General features: G+C 44.5%; 18 protein-coding genes. 6 read left to right on the plus strand and 12 right to left on the minus strand.

Features of this window, described 5'->3' with window-relative positions:
* Positions 1 to 28: 28 nt before the first annotated feature.
* The 7 genes from C228_RS0102140 to uvrA form a co-directional block, all read right to left on the minus strand.
* The gene (locus C228_RS0102140; protein ID WP_026313144.1) at positions 29 to 943 is read right to left on the minus strand and encodes an ATP-grasp domain-containing protein; all 915 of its coding nucleotides are present in this window, start codon (positions 941 to 943) and stop codon (positions 29 to 31) included.
* A complete protein-coding gene (nfsA, locus tag C228_RS0102145; RefSeq protein ID WP_026313145.1) occupies positions 940 to 1,659 on the minus strand; it encodes an oxygen-insensitive NADPH nitroreductase in 720 nt (239 codons plus the stop codon). The genes C228_RS0102140 and nfsA overlap by 4 nt, the downstream gene beginning before the upstream one ends.
* 74 nt (positions 1,660 to 1,733) lie before the next feature.
* Positions 1,734 to 2,495, minus strand: a complete 762-nt coding sequence (mtgA, locus tag C228_RS0102150; protein ID WP_026313146.1) for a monofunctional biosynthetic peptidoglycan transglycosylase — start codon at positions 2,493 to 2,495, stop codon at positions 1,734 to 1,736.
* A gap of 28 nt (positions 2,496 to 2,523) precedes the next feature.
* On the minus strand, positions 2,524 to 2,832 hold the full coding sequence (gene trpR, locus C228_RS0102155) for a trp operon repressor (protein WP_018651070.1): 309 nt from the start codon (positions 2,830 to 2,832) through the stop codon (positions 2,524 to 2,526).
* Between the two features lie 73 nt (positions 2,833 to 2,905).
* Entirely contained in the window at positions 2,906 to 3,547 is a 642-nt protein-coding gene (lolA, locus tag C228_RS0102160; RefSeq protein ID WP_018651071.1) for an outer membrane lipoprotein periplasmic chaperone LolA, read from the minus strand.
* Positions 3,548 to 3,703: 156 nt separating this feature from the next.
* Positions 3,704 to 6,577, minus strand: a complete 2,874-nt coding sequence (polA, locus tag C228_RS13165) for a DNA polymerase I (protein WP_018651072.1) — start codon at positions 6,575 to 6,577, stop codon at positions 3,704 to 3,706.
* A gap of 118 nt (positions 6,578 to 6,695) precedes the next feature.
* A complete protein-coding gene (gene uvrA, locus C228_RS0102175) occupies positions 6,696 to 9,524 on the minus strand; it encodes an excinuclease ABC subunit UvrA (RefSeq protein ID WP_018651073.1) in 2,829 nt (942 codons plus the stop codon).
* A 151-nt stretch (positions 9,525 to 9,675) separates the two neighbouring features.
* On the opposite strand from uvrA, the gene C228_RS0102180 reads away from it, so the two are divergent.
* Positions 9,676 to 10,200, plus strand: coding sequence for a single-stranded DNA-binding protein (locus tag C228_RS0102180; RefSeq protein ID WP_018651074.1), 525 nt, complete (start codon positions 9,676 to 9,678; stop codon positions 10,198 to 10,200).
* Between the two features lie 213 nt (positions 10,201 to 10,413).
* On the opposite strand, the gene C228_RS13170 is transcribed toward C228_RS0102180, so the two are convergent.
* The gene (locus C228_RS13170; protein WP_039770632.1) at positions 10,414 to 10,773 is read right to left on the minus strand and encodes a cyclophilin-like fold protein; all 360 of its coding nucleotides are present in this window, start codon (positions 10,771 to 10,773) and stop codon (positions 10,414 to 10,416) included.
* A gap of 232 nt (positions 10,774 to 11,005) precedes the next feature.
* Entirely contained in the window at positions 11,006 to 12,133 is a 1,128-nt protein-coding gene (locus C228_RS0102190) for an alpha/beta hydrolase (protein ID WP_018651076.1), read from the minus strand.
* A 100-nt stretch (positions 12,134 to 12,233) separates the two neighbouring features.
* On the opposite strand from C228_RS0102190, the gene C228_RS0102195 reads away from it, so the two are divergent.
* Positions 12,234 to 13,139: a LysR family transcriptional regulator gene (locus tag C228_RS0102195; protein WP_018651077.1), complete on the plus strand. Its 906-nt coding sequence runs from the start codon at positions 12,234 to 12,236 to the stop codon at positions 13,137 to 13,139.
* 27 nt (positions 13,140 to 13,166) lie between these two features.
* On the opposite strand, the gene C228_RS0102200 is transcribed toward C228_RS0102195, so the two are convergent.
* Positions 13,167 to 14,066 carry a LysR family transcriptional regulator gene (locus tag C228_RS0102200; protein ID WP_018651078.1) on the minus strand — a complete coding sequence of 300 codons (900 nt, stop codon included), beginning with the start codon at positions 14,064 to 14,066 and terminating at the stop codon, positions 13,167 to 13,169.
* Positions 14,067 to 14,177: 111 nt separating this feature from the next.
* Between C228_RS0102200 and C228_RS0102205 the strand changes: the two genes are divergently transcribed.
* Positions 14,178 to 15,167 (plus strand): zinc-dependent alcohol dehydrogenase family protein, encoded by a 990-nt coding sequence (locus C228_RS0102205; protein ID WP_018651079.1) that lies wholly within the window; start codon positions 14,178 to 14,180, stop codon positions 15,165 to 15,167.
* Positions 15,168 to 15,222: 55 nt separating this feature from the next.
* On the opposite strand, the gene C228_RS0102210 is transcribed toward C228_RS0102205, so the two are convergent.
* Positions 15,223 to 16,116 (minus strand): LysR family transcriptional regulator, encoded by an 894-nt coding sequence (locus tag C228_RS0102210; RefSeq protein ID WP_018651080.1) that lies wholly within the window; start codon positions 16,114 to 16,116, stop codon positions 15,223 to 15,225.
* A gap of 127 nt (positions 16,117 to 16,243) precedes the next feature.
* Here C228_RS0102210 and C228_RS0102215 point away from each other — a divergent pair, with 127 nt between their 5' ends.
* From C228_RS0102215 to C228_RS0102225, 3 genes are read left to right on the plus strand one after another with little or no spacing between them, the layout of a single operon-like run.
* A complete protein-coding gene (locus C228_RS0102215; protein ID WP_018651081.1) occupies positions 16,244 to 17,302 on the plus strand; it encodes an alpha/beta hydrolase in 1,059 nt (352 codons plus the stop codon).
* 10 nt (positions 17,303 to 17,312) lie between these two features.
* Positions 17,313 to 18,434 carry a cupin domain-containing protein gene (locus tag C228_RS0102220; protein WP_018651082.1) on the plus strand — a complete coding sequence of 374 codons (1,122 nt, stop codon included), beginning with the start codon at positions 17,313 to 17,315 and terminating at the stop codon, positions 18,432 to 18,434.
* Positions 18,435 to 18,444: 10 nt separating this feature from the next.
* Complete coding sequence (locus C228_RS0102225; protein ID WP_018651083.1) at positions 18,445 to 19,464, plus strand: aldo/keto reductase; 1,020 nt, start codon at positions 18,445 to 18,447, stop codon at positions 19,462 to 19,464.
* Between the two features lie 84 nt (positions 19,465 to 19,548).
* Here the strand turns inward: C228_RS0102225 and C228_RS0102230 are convergent, their stop codons facing one another.
* Complete coding sequence (locus C228_RS0102230; RefSeq protein WP_018651084.1) at positions 19,549 to 20,550, minus strand: PDDEXK nuclease domain-containing protein; 1,002 nt, start codon at positions 20,548 to 20,550, stop codon at positions 19,549 to 19,551.
* Positions 20,551 to 20,565: the final 15 nt, after the last annotated feature.

The following is a 20,565-nucleotide window of genomic DNA, read 5'->3' on the forward strand; positions in this document are numbered from 1 at the left end:
ATAACAAAGCCCCATTGGGGCTTTCGCATTAAAGTGAATGAATGAGATTATCGATCATCAAACCGGCAATATCAATGCCGCTTGCCTGCTCAATCCCTTCTAACCCCGGGCTGGCATTCACTTCTAACACCAGCAATCCGCTATCAGAACGAATCAGATCAACGCCTGCCACGCTAAGTCCGATTGCTTTTGCCGCTTTCACTGCAAGCTGCTGTTCCTCTTCAGTTAATACTATCCTTTGAACTTTGCCGCCTAAATGAAGATTGGCCCGAAACTCCCCCTCATTGCCAGAGCGTTGCATTACCGCCACGACACGTTCTCCAATGACAAACGCTCGAATATCCTGCCCTTTTGATTCTGCGACAAAGTCTTGCAACAAATAAGCGAGTTTCGCTTGCTGTAATACCGCCAAGACACTTTGGGCATTTTGTTTGCTCTCCGCCAACATTACTCCCACACCTTGCGAACCAGATAACGTTTTAGTGATTAATGGAATAGAGTGTTGGGCTAAATGTCCGTCTAGCGAACACAGTTCACCTGCCAACGAACTTGCCGGCACAGCAATTCGTGCAGCAACTAAGGCTTGTAAACTTAGCCATTTGTCTCTTGCCAAAGTGAAAGCGATCGAATTATTTAATACTTTTACCTGTTTCGCTTCAAAGTAACGCAAAACTCGACAGCCCATTTCCGTACTAGTTGTACCGAAACGAGGCAATACCGCGTCATAATCAGGTAATAATTGCGGAAGCGGTCGGTTTTTATCGTAAGTTTCACCCGTTTGATAATAGAGCTGCAATACGGATTGACCTTGCTCCACCGCTAACTTTATTAACATTCGATTCGGGTCGAGAATATCTAAGTCGATACCTCGCTGCTCACAAGCCTGTTGTAAACGTTGGCAACTGTATAAACAAGGCTCTCGGCACAACATTAGAAATCTCATCGCTTCAACAATCCTTGTTGTTGGAAAAACGGTAACATATGCGGACGCACCGCTTTATTTAAGGTTTTATCGATCGCAGCCTGCCACTGCTGCCCTTCACCGGTTCTCTCCTGATAATAAGCGGTCAGAATTTCGTTATATTTTGCAAGCTCAGCTTGATCTAACGGCTGATATTGATCTTCATAGCAAACTAATGTTGCCGGTAAACGAGGTTTAAGTGCCGGATCTTGTGCCGGATAGCCTAAACACATACCGACTAATGGCACACAATATTGCGGTAGTCCTAACACTTCTGCTACTTTAGCGACATCATTACGTAATGCACCAATATATACGCCGCCTAAGCCGACCGATTCGGCCGCCAATAACACGTTTTGTGCAAAAATTCCAGTATCCACCGCACCGATAACACTCACTTCCGCCCAATCTAATTGCGAATCCGGTACAAGCTGTTTATGTTTATGAAAATCAATGCAAAAAATCAAAAATTCTGCACATTCAGTTACATACGCCATACCCGATACCTCGCGCAATTCTTGGCGAATGATTTGATCTTTTACACGAATTACACTGACACATTGTAAATGATTAGAGGTCGAGGCTTGTTGCCCAGCCTGAATTAAGGTTTGAAATAGTTCTTCCGAGATAGGTTGTTCCGTAAATTTACGAATCGAACGGTGAGAAAGAATGGTTTCTAGCGTTGGTTTGCTAATCATATTGCCCCCGATAAAAAAGATAAAAAAATAAGCGGTCGAAATTGCAAATTTTTTTGCAAATTTCACCGCTTGTTCTACAACTTTTCCAAATAATGACGACCTCCTAATGCCGTTACTTGGTGCATTATCCACGCCTGACGCTTACGCATAGTCGGCCCCGGTTTATTCACCCGAAACACTAACGGATTAGGTAACGAAGCGGCTAATAAAGCCGATTCCTGTAAAGTCAGATCTTTCGCATGTTTTTTAAAGAAGTGCTTCGCTGCCGCTTCCACGCCAAAAATACCATCACCAAATTCGGCGATATTCAAATACACTTCCAAAATACGGCGTTTGCCCCAAGTATTTTCTATCACAAAAGTTAGCGGTAATTCAATGCCTTTTCGTAACCAACTTTGTCCGTGCCATAAAAACATATTTTTGACGGTTTGTTGAGAAATAGTGGAAGCACCTCGCACTTTTTTCGATTTAGCATTGCGCTGCAATGCGATTTCGATAGCCTGTAAATCTATCCCGAAATGGCTTTCGAATTTTTGATCTTCCGAAGCAATCACCGCTATCTGCATTTGCCAAGCAATTTTATCTAAACTAATCCAATCATATTGAATTTTATAATTCTCACCGGCAATCAAATGCTCAACTTTTTTCTGCGCCATATAAGCGGAAAACGGCACAGGTAACACTGAGAAAACTATCAAAAATGTAACGAAAGCACCACCGAGTCCCGCCCCTAAACGGCTTGAGCCGAACCACAACCAACCAGCTCTTGAGCCAATTTCCTGCGGAATAAAAAACTTGATAACTTTACGGCATAAGCCTTTGATCAAACTAAACATTGTAACTGACTTCTTTTTGCGTTTTCGTTTACGCTTTACCATTAAGTTTCTCGTTTAACCACTCAATAAATTGCGGCTCTAATGTTTTCAGCATATTAGAAGCGCGCGTAATGGTTGCGGCACTGGTGTTCAAGTTTTGTTGAATTTCTCTTTGCGGCACTTCACCTTTTAATAGCTCAGCAACAATTTGCACACGTAAGCCTAAAGAGTTGCGTTCGTCTGCCGTTAAAAACGAGGTAAAAAACTGTTCCAATTTATCTTCTGCCACCGCCTGTTTCAATAAAACCATAAACTGTTGCCACTCTTGCGGATCACGTTGACTATAAAGAATTTTCATTGAATCTCCAAAATAAGGAAAGCGGTCTGATTTTGGCAAAATTTTGCGAAAATAAAACCGCTAGTAAAATAGATTATTTCTTAGATTTTTTACCACCACGTTGGTCGTCTAACTCAGCGCCTTTCGGTACGCTAAATTTGAACAAATCAGACGATACGCCACCACCGGTAATATTACGTAATACGTATAAATTACTCTGTCCGTCTCGTTCAATGGTGCTGAAACCTTTTAACATGCCACTTTGATCAATACGCACATCAAACTGTTTTAAATTACTTTTTTTCGATTTCGGTTTTAATACAAAAATATCTGCATTTTGCGTCACATCATATTGATCCCAGTGGCTTTTATCACTGCTGGTTAATAATACGAACGGCGTATTATTTACTGCATCTTGCACTGTATTCACCGTCACTTGTGACACAAACGGATCATAAAACCATAAATTCGCACCATCAGAAACAATTAAATTTTCTTGCGGTGATTTAGTGTCCATACGGAACAGATTCGGGCGTTTCACTTGGAATTTACCCTTACCCGATTGAATTTGTTTACCTTTGCCAGAACGTACTGTTTGATCAAAATCCGCACTATATTGGCTGACTTGCTCTAAACGACGTTGTAATTCGGCAACAGACTGTGCATCGGCAAATGCTGCACCTGTCATAGAAAATAACGCCAAACCAAGTAATGATTGCTTAACTAATTTTTTCATCTTTTTTCCTTCTATCAAAGAGAATCAAGTCCCTCTTTGACAACCTATTCTGTAAAAGTTTCACAAGCCCCGTACTAGCGTAACGATACAATAAAATAAGCCAAACACCAAGAAGCATTTGGCTTTTATTTTATTGATTAATCATTTTTCACAAAATTAATGCGCTTCGTCCCAGTTATCGCCAACGCCGACTTCGGCAATTAAAGGCACTTTAAGCTGAATCGCTCTTTCCATTTCCGCTTTAATTAATTGGCTGTAGTGTTCCACTCGCTCTTCTTTCACTTCAAACACCAATTCATCATGCACTTGCATAATCATTTTGATATTTTCATCGCCTCGAATCGCTTTATCAATGCCAATCATTGCGACTTTAATAATATCCGCTGCGGTACCTTGCATTGGTGCATTGATCGCCACACGTTCCGCCGCTTTACGGCGCATTGCATTACTGGATTTAATTTCCGGTAGATATAAACGCCTGCCGAATAAGGTTTCCACATAACCTTTTTCACTCGCACTTTCACGAATATCGGTCATAAATTGTTGAACCGCCGGATAACGTTGGAAATAACGTTCCATATATTTTTTCGCATCCGCTCGTGAAATGCCTAATTGGTTTGATAAACCGAATTCCGACATGCCGTAAATTAAACCGAAATTAATCGCTTTAGCACTACGGCGTTGCTCACTTGTTACTTGATCCAACGGTAAACCGAAAATTTCTGCTGCCGTTGCGCGGTGAATATCTTTACCTTCAGCGAAAGCGGTAATCATACCTTCATCATTTGCCAAATGCGCCATAATACGTAACTCAATTTGTGAATAGTCAGCTGCGACAATTTTATAACCTTTGTTGGCAATAAACGCTTGGCGAATGCGTCTGCCTTCTTCATTGCGGATCGGAATATTTTGTAAATTCGGATCGCTTGATGAAAGACGACCGGTCGCCGTTACCGCCTGATGATAAGAAGTATGCACGCGCCCCGTTTTTTGATTAATCATTAACGGTAACTTATCGGTATACGTCGATTTCAACTTACTTAAACCACGATGTTCCATTAGTAATTTCGGTACTAAATGCCCTTGTCCTGCTAATTCATCTAACACTTCTTCATTGGTGGAAGGCGCACCTTTCGGTGTTTTTTTCAAGACAGGTAAACCAAGTTTAGTAAACAAAATTTCCTGTAATTGTTTGGTAGAAGCAAGATTAAAGACTTCACCCGCTTCAGTATGCACAAACTGTTCCAATTCAGCTAAACGCTGTTCAATTTCTGCCGATTGCACCAGTAATTTTTCCGGATCAATCAATACACCGTTACGCTCAATACGAGAAAGCACTTCAACCAACGGCATTTCAATTTCATTAAACAACTTAACCAGTGTCGGCGCTTTATCTAATTCCGGCGCAAGCACTTGATGTAATTTCATCGTCACATCCGCATCTTCTGCCGCATATTTAGATGCGACATCAATCGCAATTTTATCGAATGTCAGCTGATTTTTACCTTTACCGGCAATTTCTTCAAACTCAATTGTCTTATGCCCTAAGTAACGATCTGCCAATTCGTCCATATTATGACGACCGGTACTATTTAGCGTATAAGATTCCAGCATCGTATCAAATGCAACACCTGCCACCTGCACGCCGTGATTTGCGAAAATGGTCAGATCGTATTTAATGTTTTGCCCGATCTTTTGTACATCCTCACTTTCTAATAACGGCTTAAGTTCGGTTAAACAAGCGGTCAAATTTAGCTGATTTTTTGCAAGTTCAAAACTTGTAATAGTCTCTACTTCTACCGGCTCGGCGAACAGATCGCTTTGCTGAGGCTCAAGTGTTACCTGTTCTTTGTGCGTTAACGGAATATAGCATGCTTCGCCGTTAGCCAAACCAAATGAAATTCCGACTAAATTTGCCGACATGGAATCTAAACTATCAGTTTCGGTATCCACCGCCACTAATTTTGCTTGGTTGATCTTTTTAATCCAACTCTGCAACTGTTCCATTGTAGTTACCGTTTCATATCGGCTACGATCAATCTCCACTTTTGCAAAAGTTTGCTCGGTTTCAACCGCTTGTGATACCGAAGCAGTCGCTTGATAATTGTTAGGGATTTTTTCTGCTGAATTCTGCGTGACGGGGGTAGCGTCATTCATGACTTCATTCAGCCAACGCTTGAATTCATAACGCCCAAATAACTCAACTAATTCGTCACGTTTTTGTGGTTGTACAACTAATTGTTCATGCGTTACTTCCAATTCAACATCGGTCTTAATCGTCGCAAGCAAATAAGATAGATATGCTGCTTCTTTCTCCGCTTCTAATTTCGGTGCAAGTGTTTTAGCACCACGGAATGAAAGCGTAGCCACTTGATCCAAGTTCGCATAAATTTCTTTCAGAGAACCGATTCCTTGCAATAGACCTAATGCGGTTTTCTCGCCCACGCCTTTTACTCCGGGAATATTATCCGAAGCGTCGCCTTGCAAAGCCAAATAATCAATAATTAATTCAGGTGGAATGCCGTATTTCTCAATCACACCTTCACGATCAAGCAAGGTATTGTTCATCGTGTTAATTAGCATAATGTGATCGTTCACCAGTTGTGCCATATCTTTATCGCCGGTACTGATTAACACATTTTTGCCGTCATTTGCCGCCTGCACCGCAAGCGTACCGATCACGTCATCCGCTTCCACACCTTCAATTGAAATCAACGGGATACCTAATGCTTTAATAATTGTATGTAACGGTTGCACTTGTGCACGCAAATCATCCGGCATCGGCGGACGATGCGATTTATATTGTTCGAACAACTCGTCACGGAAAGTCTTACCCTTCGCATCAAAAACCACCGCAATATGGCTCGGCTCGACCTGAGTAATCAAACTTTTCAGCATATTTAACACGCCATACATCGCTCCCGTCGGCTCACCATTTTTATTAGTCAACGGCGGAAACGCATGAAACGCACGATAAAGATAAGAAGAACCGTCCACAAGAACGAGCGGATTTTGAGCAATTGTAGCCATTAAATAAAATCTCTTTTGTTAAAAATTTATAATCTATTATAACGAAAACAAGCGGTTAAATCCCCTTTAAATTTTGCAAATTTTTCTGGAAATTTAACCGCTTGTTGAATGATTAGCTTTAGCCTTTGGCTAAAATATCTTTTAAGAATCTTGCCGTGTGCGAGTGTTTGTCTTTCGCCACGTCTTCCGGTGTACCGGTCGCAATAATTTGTCCGCCGCCCGAGCCACCTTCAGGGCCTAAATCAACAATCCAGTCGGCGGTTTTAATCACATCTAAATTATGCTCGATCACCACAATCGTGTTGCCTTGGTCACGCAATTTATGTAACACCGAAAGTAGCTGTTTAATATCAGCAAAATGCAAACCTGTGGTCGGTTCATCTAAGATATACAGCGTTTTACCGGTATCACGTTTGGAAAGCTCGGTCGCTAATTTAACACGCTGCGCTTCACCGCCAGAAAGCGTAGTCGAAGACTGTCCTAAACGAATATACGATAAACCGACATCCATTAACGTCTGCAATTTACGAGCAATCGCTGGCACCGGCGCAAAGAATTCTCTCGCCTCTTCTACCGTCATATCCAACACTTGATGAATCGTTTTGCCTTTATAACGAATTTCCAAGGTTTCTCGGTTATAACGTTTACCTTTACAGTGATCACACGGCACATACACATCCGGTAGGAAGTGCATTTCTACCTTAATCACGCCATCACCTTGACAGGCTTCACAACGTCCGCCACGCACGTTAAAACTAAAGCGTCCTACATTATAGCCTCTCGCTCTCGCCTCTTGCGTGCCGGCAAATAATTCACGAATCGGCGTGAATAAACCGGTATAAGTCGCTGGATTTGAACGAGGTGTACGTCCAATCGGGCTCTGGTCAATATCAATCACTTTGTCGAAATGTGACAAGCCGTCAATCGATTCATAAGAGGCAACATCACTATTTTCAGCACGGTTTAACGCATTTTGTGCCAATGGGAATAAGGTATCGTTGATCAAAGTCGATTTACCCGATCCCGATACCCCTGTGATACAAGTAAACAAGCCAACTGGAATATCCAACTGTACTTGTTTTAAGTTATTACCACTCGCACCTTTTAAGGTTAGCAATTTTGTAGCGTCATAAAGTACTCGTTTTGCCGGAATTTCAATTTTCTGCTTACCGGAAAGGAATTGTCCGGTGATCGACTCTTCCACCTGCATAATTTCTTCCGCTGTACCTTGTGCAATAACTTGCCCACCGTGCACACCCGCTCCCGGACCGATATCCACAATATGATCCGCCGCACGGATTGCATCTTCATCGTGCTCTACTACAATCACAGTGTTGCCTAAGTTACGTAAATGGATAAGCGTATTAAGCAAGCGTTCGTTATCACGTTGATGTAAGCCAATAGAAGGCTCATCTAACACATACATCACCCCCACTAAGCCTGCCCCAATTTGGCTGGCTAAACGAATACGTTGAGCTTCACCACCGGATAAGGTTTCAGCCGAACGAGAAAGCGAGAGGTAATTCAAACCGACATTCACTAAGAACTGCAAACGTTCACGAATTTCTTTTAAAATTTTCTCTGCGATCTTTGCTTTTTGACCGGCAAGATCTAACTGTTCAAAAAACTCTAACGCCTCACCAATCGATTTTTCCGACACCATCGGCAAATTGGTTTTATCTAAAAACACATAGCGAGCTTCTCGACGTAAGCGAGAACCTTCACACTCCAAACACGGGCGATTATTGATATATTTAGCTAATTCCTCACGAACCGAATTTGATTCGGTTTCTTTATAACGGCGAGCCATATTATTTAACACACCTTCAAAGGTATGCTTACGTTTTACTTTATCGCCGCGATCATTGACATAAACAAATTCGATTTCGTCTTTTGAGCCGTTCAGAATAATTTCACGTTGTTTTTTAGTCAGTTCTTTAAATGGTGTATCCAGTGAAAAATCATTGTGTTCTGCCACCGATTTCAACAAACCGAAATAATAAAAACTACGGCGATCCCAACCTTTAATCGCACCACTTGCTAACGAAATGTCCGGATTTTGAACCACCTTATTCGAGTCAAAATACTGCTCTACCCCCAAACCGTCACATGTCGGGCAAGCACCGGCCGGGTTATTAAATGAGAACAAACGAGGCTCTAATTCGTGTAACGAATAGCCGCAATGCGGACAAGCAAAGTTGGACGAAAACACAATTTCTTCCGCATTCGGATCGTCCATATCGGCAATAATCGCAGTCGAACCGGATAAATCTAATGCTGTTTCAAAGGATTCCGCTAAACGTGTTGCAATATCACTTCTCACTTTAAAACGATCGACCACCACTTCAATCGTGTGCTTTTTCTGTAATTCTAATGCCGGCGGATCAGATAAATCGCAGATTTCGCCGTCAATTCTGGCTCGGATATAACCAGAAGCGGTCAAATTTTCCAATAATTTTACGTGTTCGCCTTTACGATCTTTGATCACTGGTGCAAGTAACATCAAACGTTTGCCTTTCGGTTCTTCCATTACTCTATCCACCATTTGTGAAATGGTTTGTGCCGCCAATGGTAAATCGTGATCCGGACAACGAGGCTCACCGACACGAGCGAACAATAGACGTAAATAGTCGTGGATTTCGGTTACCGTCCCAACTGTGGAACGAGGGTTATGCGAGGTGGATTTTTGCTCAATCGAAATTGCCGGTGAAAGCCCTTCAATATGGTCAACATCCGGTTTTTCCATCAATGAAAGGAATTGGCGTGCATAGGCTGAAAGGGATTCCACATAACGGCGTTGCCCTTCCGCATATAGCGTATCGAAAGCTAAGGAAGACTTACCCGATCCGGATAATCCGGTAATCACAATAAATTTATCTCGAGGGAGAATTAAGTTGATATTTTTAAGGTTGTGGGTTCTTGCGCCACGAACATCAATGTTCTGCATAATCGGTTGCTCTCAATAAAAAAATATTTTTTATTATCGCATATTTTAAGTAACTGTACAAAATATCAGTTTTAATGCGTGCATTTTTTTGAATTTCAGGTAGAATACTGCATAAAATTTTACAGCACTTAATCAATTCACAGAGGATTTTATGGCAGGTATTAATAAAGTTATCATCGTGGGCAATTTAGGTAACGATCCTGAAATGCGTACAATGCCAAACGGCGAAGCAGTTGCAAATATTAGCGTAGCAACCAGTGAAAGTTGGACAGACAAAAATACAGGCGAGCGCCGTGAAGTTACCGAATGGCACCGTATCGTATTTTATCGTCGCCAAGCGGAAATTGCCGGTCAATACTTACGTAAAGGTTCGCAAGTTTATGTTGAAGGCCGTTTAAAAACACGTAAATGGCAAGATCAAAACGGTCAAGACCGTTATACTACCGAAATCCAAGGTGACGTTTTACAAATGTTAGGCGGACGTAATCAAGGCGGTGATTTCGGCGGTAACCAAGGCGGTTGGGGAAATTCAGCACCTGCCCCACAACAAAGTTACAATCAAGGTAACAGCGGTTACGGCTATGACCAAACAGCAAGTCGCCCTGCTCCACAAGCAGCGAAACCAGCTCAAGCAGAGCCACCGATGGATAACTTCGACGACGATATCCCGTTCTGAGTTCCATTCCAACAAAAAGAAGCCTTTAACGGCTTCTTTTTTTATACGAATGCGTTCATTTTCCTGTAGCGGCAGTTTCTTATTGGAGCGGACAAACAGAGTGAGTTTAACGTCTGCCTGTTGCAGCAGACGGGGGGATGATGGCGGCGGTACTCAATCCCACTATACCTAGAATTAATACATCTTTCATGTTGCGTTTCTTCTTTACTCGTTTTACTGGTTGTCTATGCTGATATGAACTTGTCCGTTCAGATTATTAATCGCGTCCACATCTTCGCTGATGTTTCCCAAATACACTAAGCCTGACGCTGCACTACCGTGGTCGCGGTAGAACACGGCAAGATTACCCCATGGCGCGTAATAGGTAATATCGCCTCTTTTACCATTATGCTCGCTGAGCGTGCCTGTGGTGTTGAGCTTGCGTGGCAAGTTGTGAGCCACTTTTTCTTTGCTAGCATAGTCTTCCATCTGCACAGTCAGTGGCAGCAGTGTGTAAAAATCACGCGCTGCGGCATTATCAGCTAGGGTTGCTTTAATCGGTGCTTGATTGGGGGCTGTGATAAGAATATTCATAGTATGTTCCTTTTTGGGTTGAGACGGTTGTTCGGCACAACTGGGTAATGCAAAGCCCAAGGCAAATGTGCCAGTCAAGAGTTGAAAAAATTGTCTGAATGTTGGCATGATTTTTACCTTCTGGTTATGCGTTGATGAACGAGCATTTTTAACGCAGTATTTCAACTACTGTGCGCCGCTGCCCAGCGAGGTCATCAGGTCGTCTGAAACGGTTTCAGACGACCACTTCGCCTTACTTCAACTTCGCTTTAAAAAACGCTTCAAATTTATCGTATGGAATTTTGCCTGCTACATCGTCATATAAATCCGTGTGCGACGCATTCGGTACAATCACCAGTTCTTTGTCTTGGCTGCCCAAGGCTTTGAAGGCATCTTCGCCGAAGTAACGTGAGTGCGCTTTTTCGCCGTGTACCACCAACGCAGGTGTTTTTAATTCTACCGCATATTGCAAAATCGGCATATTGACAAACGGTAAGAAACCTGTGGTCGTCCACGCTGAATTTGAATTAACTGAACGTGGGTGGAAGCCGCGTTTGGTTTTGTAGAAATTTGAGTATTCACGCACAAACAACGGAGTTTCTGCGGTTAATTTGTCTTGCGGGGTCAAATGTTGCGCTGGGTCGCCTAAATCTGTATAACCATTTTTCGCCGAATCCCAACGGGCGTTGCTCATCGCCAATCGCATTGCGTTGCGATCTTCCGCTGCTTTTGCTGGCAAGCGGTCGTATTGCCCTTTCGGATCTAGTTTGATTTCGTAGCCGTTTGCCGTTACACGGGTCATATTGTACATGGTGCTGACCGCCACCGCTTTAATACGTGGGTCAGAAATCGCCGCATTTAAGGCAAAGCCACCCCAGCCGCAAATGCCTAAAATGCCAATGTTTTCACGGTTTACGTTGTCCAGCGAACCTAAAAAGTCCACCGCAGCCGAGAAGTCTTCGGTGTTGATTTCAGGCGACGGCACGTTGCGCGGTGTGCCTGAGCTTTCGCCAGTGTACGAGCCGTCAAAAGCGATGGTAACAAAACCACGTTCCGCCATATGCTGCGCATATAAGCCCGAGGTTTGCTCTTTCACTGCCCCAAACGGACCGCTCACTGCAATCGCTGGCAGCTTACCTTGGGCGTTTTTCGGTGCATACAAATCGCCCACAAGCGTAATGCCATAGCGGTTTTTAAAAGTAACTTTTCGGTGTTCTACTTGGTCGGATTTCGGGAAAATTTTGTCCCATTCTTGCGTAAGTTGAATGCTTTGCGCAGGCATTTCAATTGCCGTTGCGTTTTGTGGTAATGCTGCCATAGCGTTTGCTCCCATTAAAGATGTACTGAACAATAATGCGGTAGTTAAGGTTTTCAGTTTCATTGCGTATCCTTGTTTTGTTTGAATAAGGGCATTATAGAGATTGTTTTGTGCGTTGATAATCAATAAAATGAGAATAAACTGTGCTTGAAATGAGAATAATATGAACGACCGTTATACTGCCTTAAAATACTTCTGCTTGGCTGCCGAAACTCTAAATTTCCGTGAAGTGGCGAATCGTTTGGCGATTTCGCCGTCTGTTATCAGCCGAGTGATTAACGAACTGGAAGCCGAATTGGGCGAGCCGCTGTTTAAACGCAGCACACGCTCCATTCAGCTGACCAGCTTTGGCGAACAGTTTTTACTGAAAGCGCAGCAGCTTTTGGCAGACAGTGACAGTCTGTTTCAAATGGGCAAAGCAAAAAATGATGACTTGGCGGGCATTGTGCGCATTACCGTGCCAGCGTGGCGGGAAAATGATGAAATTATTCGTCAATTATTGACCGCCCTTGAAGCCTATCCTGACATTGTGTTGGACTGGCGGGAAGATATGGGCAAACTCAACACCGTTGAGGAACGCATTGATATTGGCTTGCGTATCGGCTTAGAACCCGCCCCCAATTTTATCGTGCGGAAAGTGGCGGAAATCGGCGATGTGTTGGTTTGCTCTCCGCAACTGCTTGAAAAATGGGGAAAACCAACCGATTTTGAGGCTTTCCAACGCCATTTTCCATTCACTGCACCGATTAACATCAACACAGGTCGCCCGTGGAATTTAACACTCAATGAAACAACCTCGCTCACCCCACGCAACATCGCTTTTTACTCGGTAGACAATTACAGTGCCTTACAAGCTATTTTAATGGGGCAATGTGCTGGATTGATTAGCGATTTTATGGCAAAGCCTTATCTGGCAAACGGTCAATTAATTCAGCTTTTCCCTGATATTTCCATTGATCACTGGCAGCTCTATCTCTATCGCCCTTATCAAACCATAACCCCAACACGCGTGCTAAAAGTATTTGATTTACTCACAGAAATTTGCCGAAAAATGTTTGTGAAGCCATAAAACAGCCTGAGGACATTCCTCAGATTTTTATCCTAATTTTTCCACTAAAAACTCACTTAGCACATTAATTTTCATCATTTGACGGTTGTTTGGGGTGTAAACCAAGTAAATGCCGTCATTCTCTGCAGTATCCGTTGGCGTAATTTGCCAATCTGCAAAAATTTGCACTAATTTGCCCGCTTGTAAATGAGGTTCAACCAACCAATCGGGCAAATGCGTAATGCCCTGCCCATCTAGGCAGGCTTGGAGCAACATTTCAGCATTATTGCCCGACAAATTGCCCTTTGCCCAAATACTTTCTGTTTTCTCGCCTTGCTTGAAATACCATTTCGCCGCCAAGCCACGATAAGTAAACGGCAAGCAGTTAAGTGCGGTTAAATCTTGCGGATTTTCAGGCGTGCCATGCTGTTGTAAATAATCTGGGCTTGCCACTAACAAACGCTGTTGCGGGGCGAGTTTTTTAGCGATCAAACGCTCATCATTGATTTGCCCCAAACGAATCGCCAAATCAATTGGCTGACTGAACAGATCGACAAAATCATCAGAGCTAATCAACTCCAATTCAATTTTAGGGTAGCGAGCAGCAAACTCTGCCAACAGCGGCGAAAATTTACAAGCGCCATAAGTGTTGGGGAACGTAATACGGAGCTTACCTTGCGGTTCAAGCACTTCGTCTTTTAGTTGTTGATTGACTTGCTGTAAATCGTCCAAAATTGATTTAGTTTGCTGTTGATAACGAATCCCTGCCGCCGTGAGCGAGAGTTTGCGAGTAGAACGATTAAGCAACGCAATACCAAGCGATTGTTCAAGATTATCGATTTGGCGTGTAACCGATGACACCGCCACTCCGAGCTGTTTCGCCGTTGCCGTAAAACTAGTGGTTTCACAAACCGAATGAAAAATTTGTAACGCTGAAAAATAGTCCATAATCATCCTTGCGTTTAACGCAAAATTAAATTGCTTTTTCGCTATATTATCATTTTTTCTGAAAAACCTATAATACCTATATCAATATGAAACAAATTAAAGGATCAAAAAATGACGAAACAAATTCAATTTAATCAAACTGGCTCAGCAGACGTGTTACAAATTGCTGATGTGCAGGTAGTTGCACCGAAATCTCACGAAGTGCAAATTCAAATGCAAGCGTTAGGCTTAAACCGTGCGGAAATGATGTATCGTGAAGGGGCGTATGTGATTGAACCTGTTTTCCCTGCCACGATGGGTTACGAAGGTGCAGGCATGGTAACAGCGGTCGGTGCAGACGTGAGCGAGTTCAACGTTGGCGACAAAGTTAGCGTGATTCCGTCATTTATGTTTACCGAATACGGCACTTATGGCGAAATCGTGAATATGCCCGTTCATGCTGTGGTAAAACACCCTGACAATCTCACAATGGAACAAGCCGCCGCCAGTTGGATGATGTTCGTTACCGCTTATGGCGGATTGGTGGAATTCGGCAACATTCAGGCAGGCGATTTTGTGGTGCTGGGGGCGGCGACCAGTTCGGTGGGGCTGGCGGCAATTCAAATCGCCAAACAGCAAGGGGCAACCGTGATCGCCCTGTCTCGCACCCACGCCAAAGGCGATGTATTACTAGAAAAAGGCGCAGATTTTGTGATTGCCACTAAAGAAGATGACGTTACGGCTAAATTACTAGAAATCACTAGCGACAAAGGTGTGAATTTAGTATTTGACCCAGTGGGCGGTAAAGAAGCGGCAAAAATTATCAATGCAATGGCACAAGACGGCAAATACATCATCTATGGTGCATTAAGCCACGATGATATTGCCGTGCCGGTGTTCCCAATTTTGGGCAAACATCTCACGGTGCGAGGCTATGAACTGTTTGAAATCACCACCGTGCCGGAAAAACTCGCCAAAGCGAAAAAATTTGTGTTTGACGGCTTGGCAAGCGGTCAATTACAGCCTGAAATTGACAAGGTTTTTGCCTTTGATGAAATGGCAGCGGCACATCGCCATATGGAAAGCAATGCACAAATGGGGAAAATTTTGGTAAAAATTTAACGGGTTTTAACCGCACTTTGAACGCATTAACTGCTTATTCAAAATGCGGTTATTTTTAGGATATGTATTTCCGCAAAACCCCCTCCAAAATCTCAAACACTTTCAGCACCCGTTTCGGCGTGGTAGTTTGGTAGGGGCGGTAGAGGTAAAGTTGCCATTTTTCTTGCGGGACTTCGGGTAGCAATTGCACTAAACGCCCTGCTTTGAAATGCTCTCGGCAGGCGAGATCGCTGGATTGCACCACGGTTTTGCCTGCTAGTGCGGATTGAACTTCCGCATAGGGGTCGGTGGTGAAAAATTCCACGTGGCGTGGCACGAAGGTTTCTTGTCCGCTGAGCACCAAATCCCACGCTTTGCCTGTTTCGGGGTTGAGCAAACTGCTGAACGGGTAACGCTGACGCAGGTCTTCCAAGTCTTTTGGGGCACCGAGTTTTGCCACTAATTCAGGCGAAGCAGCGAACAGATGTTGGCTCCACGCAAGGGGTTTGATGATAAAATTCGGGGCGGGTTCACGCCCAATGCGAATGCCCATATCAATGCGGTGTTGCACGTTGTCAAGCTTCGCTGTGTCGAGTCGCCAGTCGATAAACAGGTTCGGATAAGGCTTAAGTGCGGTCAAAAGATCGAACAAAATTTGCTCGTGATGGGTAATCCGCAGCGAAGTAATCCGCACGATGCCGCTCATTTCCTCTTCATCATTTGCCGTCTGAAAAAGCTGGTCGCTGTCTTCCAGCAGTCGTACCGCTTTGGGCAAAAAGCTCTCGCCAAAACTGGTCAGTACGATGGAACGGGTGTTGCGTTTAAACAGCTGTTCGCCCAAATGGGTTTCCAGTTCGGCAATAGTGCGTGTAACCACCGACGGCGAAATCGCCAACCGCACCGCCGTTTCACGGAAGTTGAGCGTTTCGGCGGCGGTTACGAAATAATTGAGTGCAGCGAGTTTATCCATTCTATTATTCTCTTTTTTGCAATAACTGTTGTGATTTTAGCGATTATCACGCAACAAATCCAGCACTATAATGCCCTTAACAAGCGGTGAAAAAAGCCGAAAATTTTGCAAATACAGGAGTTTAATAATGTTCAAGAAAACCCTTATCTCAGCCATTTTCGCATCATCAATGTTACTGGGAGGCAACGCTATGGCAGCCGATTATCACAACAATCCATTCACTTTAACTTACGACAACGCCATCACCAAAAACGAAGCGGGCAAAGTGAACCTGCAATCGGTGAAATATAAAGTAAACGGCATCGACGTGGTAGCGAATGTGTACACGCCTGCGAATTTTGACGCAGCCAAAAAATACCCAGCGATTGTGGTGGCACACCCGAATGGTGGCGTGAAAGAACAGGTGGCAGGTTTGTACGCACAAAAATTGGCAGAACAAGGTTATATTACCATCGCTTTTGATGCGGCATTCCAAGGCGGCAGCGGCGGTGCCCCCCGTTATGTGGACAAACCGCAAAACCGTATCGACGATATTCGTGGCGCAGCAGATTTTATCAGCACTTTCAAAGGCGTGGACAACAACCGCTTAGGCGTGTTGGGCATTTGCGGCGGTGGCGGTTACACCATTAAAGCGGCAGAAACCGACAAACGCTTCAAATCGGTGGCAACCATCAGTATGTTCAACTCAGGCGACGCACGCCGCAACGGCTTTATGCGTTCGCAAACCGACACCATTCAAAAACGCTTAGCCGAAGCGGCAGAAGCTCGCAAACTGGAAGCCACCACAGGCGAAGTGAAATACTCGCCTGCTTTCGCCGCAGGGATGACCAAAGAACAAGTGGCAGCACTGCCGTACGATATGTATCGTGAGGGCTACGAATACTACGCTCAAAGCCACGCCCACCCAAATTCACAAACCAACTACACGCTTTCCAGTCTGTTGGATTTGATGGAATTTGACGTAAATACCAATGTGGATTTAATCAACCAACCGCTCTTAATGATTGCTGGCGACAAAGCCGACAGCCTGTATATGACCGAAGAAGTGTTCAAAAACGCCACAGGCACAAACAACAAAGAGCTGTACAAAGTTAAAGGTGCAACCCATATTCAAACCTACTGGAAACCTGAATATGTGAAAGAAATCAGCGAGAAATTGACAGGATTCTTTGGCAAGAATTTGTAAGGAACGCCGTATGAAAAAATCTCTCTTTTTGACCGCACTTGCGGCAACCGTAATGAGCCAAACCGCATTGGCGGAGGATAATCATCAAACTATCACCCACCGTGCGGAGCTGAAATTTATCCAAGCCCCGACCGAGCATTTTACAGGCAAGGCACAGTTTGCCTATCTGCCGAAAATGCCGAACAGCCAAGACGCTCAGGCGGTGGTAGAATTTCAGCCGAACACCATTACCGACTGGCACACTCATTCGCAGGGGCAATATCTGATTGTTACCGAAGGCGAAGGTCGCACGCAGGAATGGGGCGGCGAAATTCGAGTGCTTAAAAAAGGCGATGTGGTGTGGTGTCCGCCGAATGTGAAACACTGGCACGGTGCGGCGGAACATTCGGCGATGACGCACATTGCCATCGCCCCGAATGCGGCGGAAAACAAACCGACGTGGTTAGAACGGGTGGAGCTGCCGAAAGCTACCGCTCCCGATTTGAAAGCGGATTTGCAAAAAATTCAGCAAATTGAACCGCTTACAGACAAGCAGCTTGCCATTGTGCCGATTGCCTTATTCAGCGTGAAAGGCAATTTGGATTCGCTCACGCCTGCCCTTGAAAACGGCTTGAAAGCAGGCTTGACGGTGGCGGAAATCAATGAAATTTTCGCCCACCAATACGCTTATGCAGGTTTCCCCCGTGCGTTAAACGGTTTACAGACGTTCCAAAAATTGCTAAAAGCACGTCAAGAAAAAGGCATTCAAGATGAAACTGGCACAAAACCGACCGCACTTGCCCCGCAAGATTTTTACAGCCGCGGCAGCCAAATGCTCAGCACCTTGACCCAGCGGGAAGCCCCTGCTTTGCTGCAAAATTTTGAAGGCGTGGATTACACGCTCAAATCGCACCTGTTTGGCTACCTGTTCGCAAGGGACAATTTCAGCCCTGTGAACCGTGAAATCGTTACCGTTTCTACCATCTCAGGCTTGGAAACCGTGCCGAATCAGTTGCGTTCGCATCTCACCATTTTGCATAATTTGGGCTTGAATGAAACCGAGTTAAACCGTGTGATTGCCGAGCTGGCAAAACAGGATAAAATAGTGGCGGAGAAAGCGGATACGGTGTTGAAAACCGTGCTGAAAAAATAAGGAGAGCACCATGCAATACACCAAATTAGGCAATTCAGGCTTGGAAGTTTCACGCATTTGCTTGGGTTGTATGGGCTTTGGCAACAAAGACTGGGCGGATTGGGTGCTGGAAGAAGAACAGGCATTGCCTGTGATCAAACACGCCTTAGACGCAGGCATTAACTTTTTCGACACGGCGAACGTCTATTCTTTCGGCGAAAGCGAACGCATTTTGGGCAAAGCCATCAAGCAATGGGCGAACCGCGACGAAGTAGTCATCGCCACCAAAGTCTATTTTTCGATGGTCAAACCCGAAGCCACAAAAGGCAAAATAACCGCCAAACCAAACGGACAAGGGCTTTCCCGCAAGCATATTTTCTCCCAAGTGGCACAATCGCTTGAACGCCTGCAAACGGATTACATCGACCTGTTGATTATCCACCGTTGGGACTACCATACGCCGATTGAAGAAACGATGAAAGCCCTGCACGACTTGGTGCAATCAGGCAAAGTGCATTATATCGGCGCAAGTTCGATGTATGCGTGGCAGTTCGCCAAAGCGCAATTTGTGGCGGAGAAAAACGGCTGGACGAAGTTTATTTCGATGCAAAATCAGCAGAATTTGCTTTACCGTGAAGAAGAGCGGGAAATGAACGCCTTTTGCCGTGATAACGGCGTTGCCACCACGCCATACGCACCGCTTGCCGCAGGTCGCCTTTCTCGTGACTGGCAGGCACACACCTTGCGCGCCGAAACCGATCAAATCGCCAAAGCGAAATTCGACCGCACTTTCGAACAAGACAAAGCTATCGCCGAGCGAGTAAAGGCACTCGCCGAACAAAAAGGCGTAAGCCGCTCCGCCATCGCACTGGCGTGGCTGCTACAAAAACGCCCCGTCGCCGCGCCAATCATCGGCGGCTCCAAAACCGAATACATCGACGAAGCCATTCAAGCCTTTGAGGTGGAATTGACGGCAGAAGAAGTTGCCTATTTGGAAGAACCCTACCAACCGCACGAGTTGATTGGCGTGGTGAAAGAGCCGAATTTGTAAGCGGTGGGACTTGCAGATTTTTGGCAAAATCAGACCGCTTGTAGATAATAATGCCGTCTGAAAAATTTTTCAGACGGCCTTGTTTTAGCCCAAATATCGCTCCAACTCTCTTTCCAGTTCTTCCCGATTCGGCAAATAAAGCTGATATTTGCTGACAAAAAGCTGGTTGTCGATGTTATCCAACGCATATTCCACCAACAGCTTATCTTTATATGCGCCCAGCACAATACCGATCGGCTCATTGTCGCCGTCCACGTTTTCTTCTTTGCGAAAATAATTGAGATACAGATTCATCTGCCCAATGTCTTGATGATTGACTTCGCCACGCTTTAAATCAATCAACACAAAGCATTTCAAAATACGGTGGTAAAACACCAAATCCACATAAAAATGTTTGCCGCCAAGCGAAATGCGGTATTGCCGCCCGATAAAGGCAAAGCCTTTGCCAAGTTCAAGCAGAAAATGTTGCAAGCTGGAAATCAGCTGCTCTTCCAGCTCGTTTTCCTGCATTTGATGGGCTTGCGAAATGTTGAGAAATTCCAGCACCACAGGGTCTCGCAAAATATCTTGCGGACGTGCAATTTCCTGCCCACGCTCCGCCAATGCCAACACACCGTCTTTGTCTTTACTTAACGCCAAACGATGAAACAGCATTGATTTCATCTGCCGTTTCAACTCTCGCACGCTCCAATTTTCCACCTCTGTTTGCTTGCTGTAAAAGCCTATTTCTAACGGATTGTCCGCTTTTAAAATCTCAAAGTAATGCGACCAGCTTAATTTGTGAGACAGCGTCTCACAATTTGGAAATGAGAGATAAAATTTCCGCATATAGTGCAAATTAGAACGGCTAAAACCTGCACCATAGCGATCTTTTAAATCTTTTGAAATCCGGTTCAACAAATCCGAACCATACTCCGCCTTATCCTGTCCATTCTGTTCAAATTCCACGATATGCCGACCAATCAGCCAATAAGTCTGCACCAAAACGGTATTGGCAGTTTGGGCAACCTGCTCACGCCCACGGTTAAGCAGCGTACCGATGTCGGTAATCAGGCTTTGATAATTCTGCGTACTGATATTGTTCATCTTCAATTTCTACTG

Source organism: Actinobacillus capsulatus DSM 19761 (assembly GCF_000374285.1).
In the GTDB taxonomy this organism is placed as follows: domain Bacteria; phylum Pseudomonadota; class Gammaproteobacteria; order Enterobacterales; family Pasteurellaceae; genus Actinobacillus; species Actinobacillus capsulatus.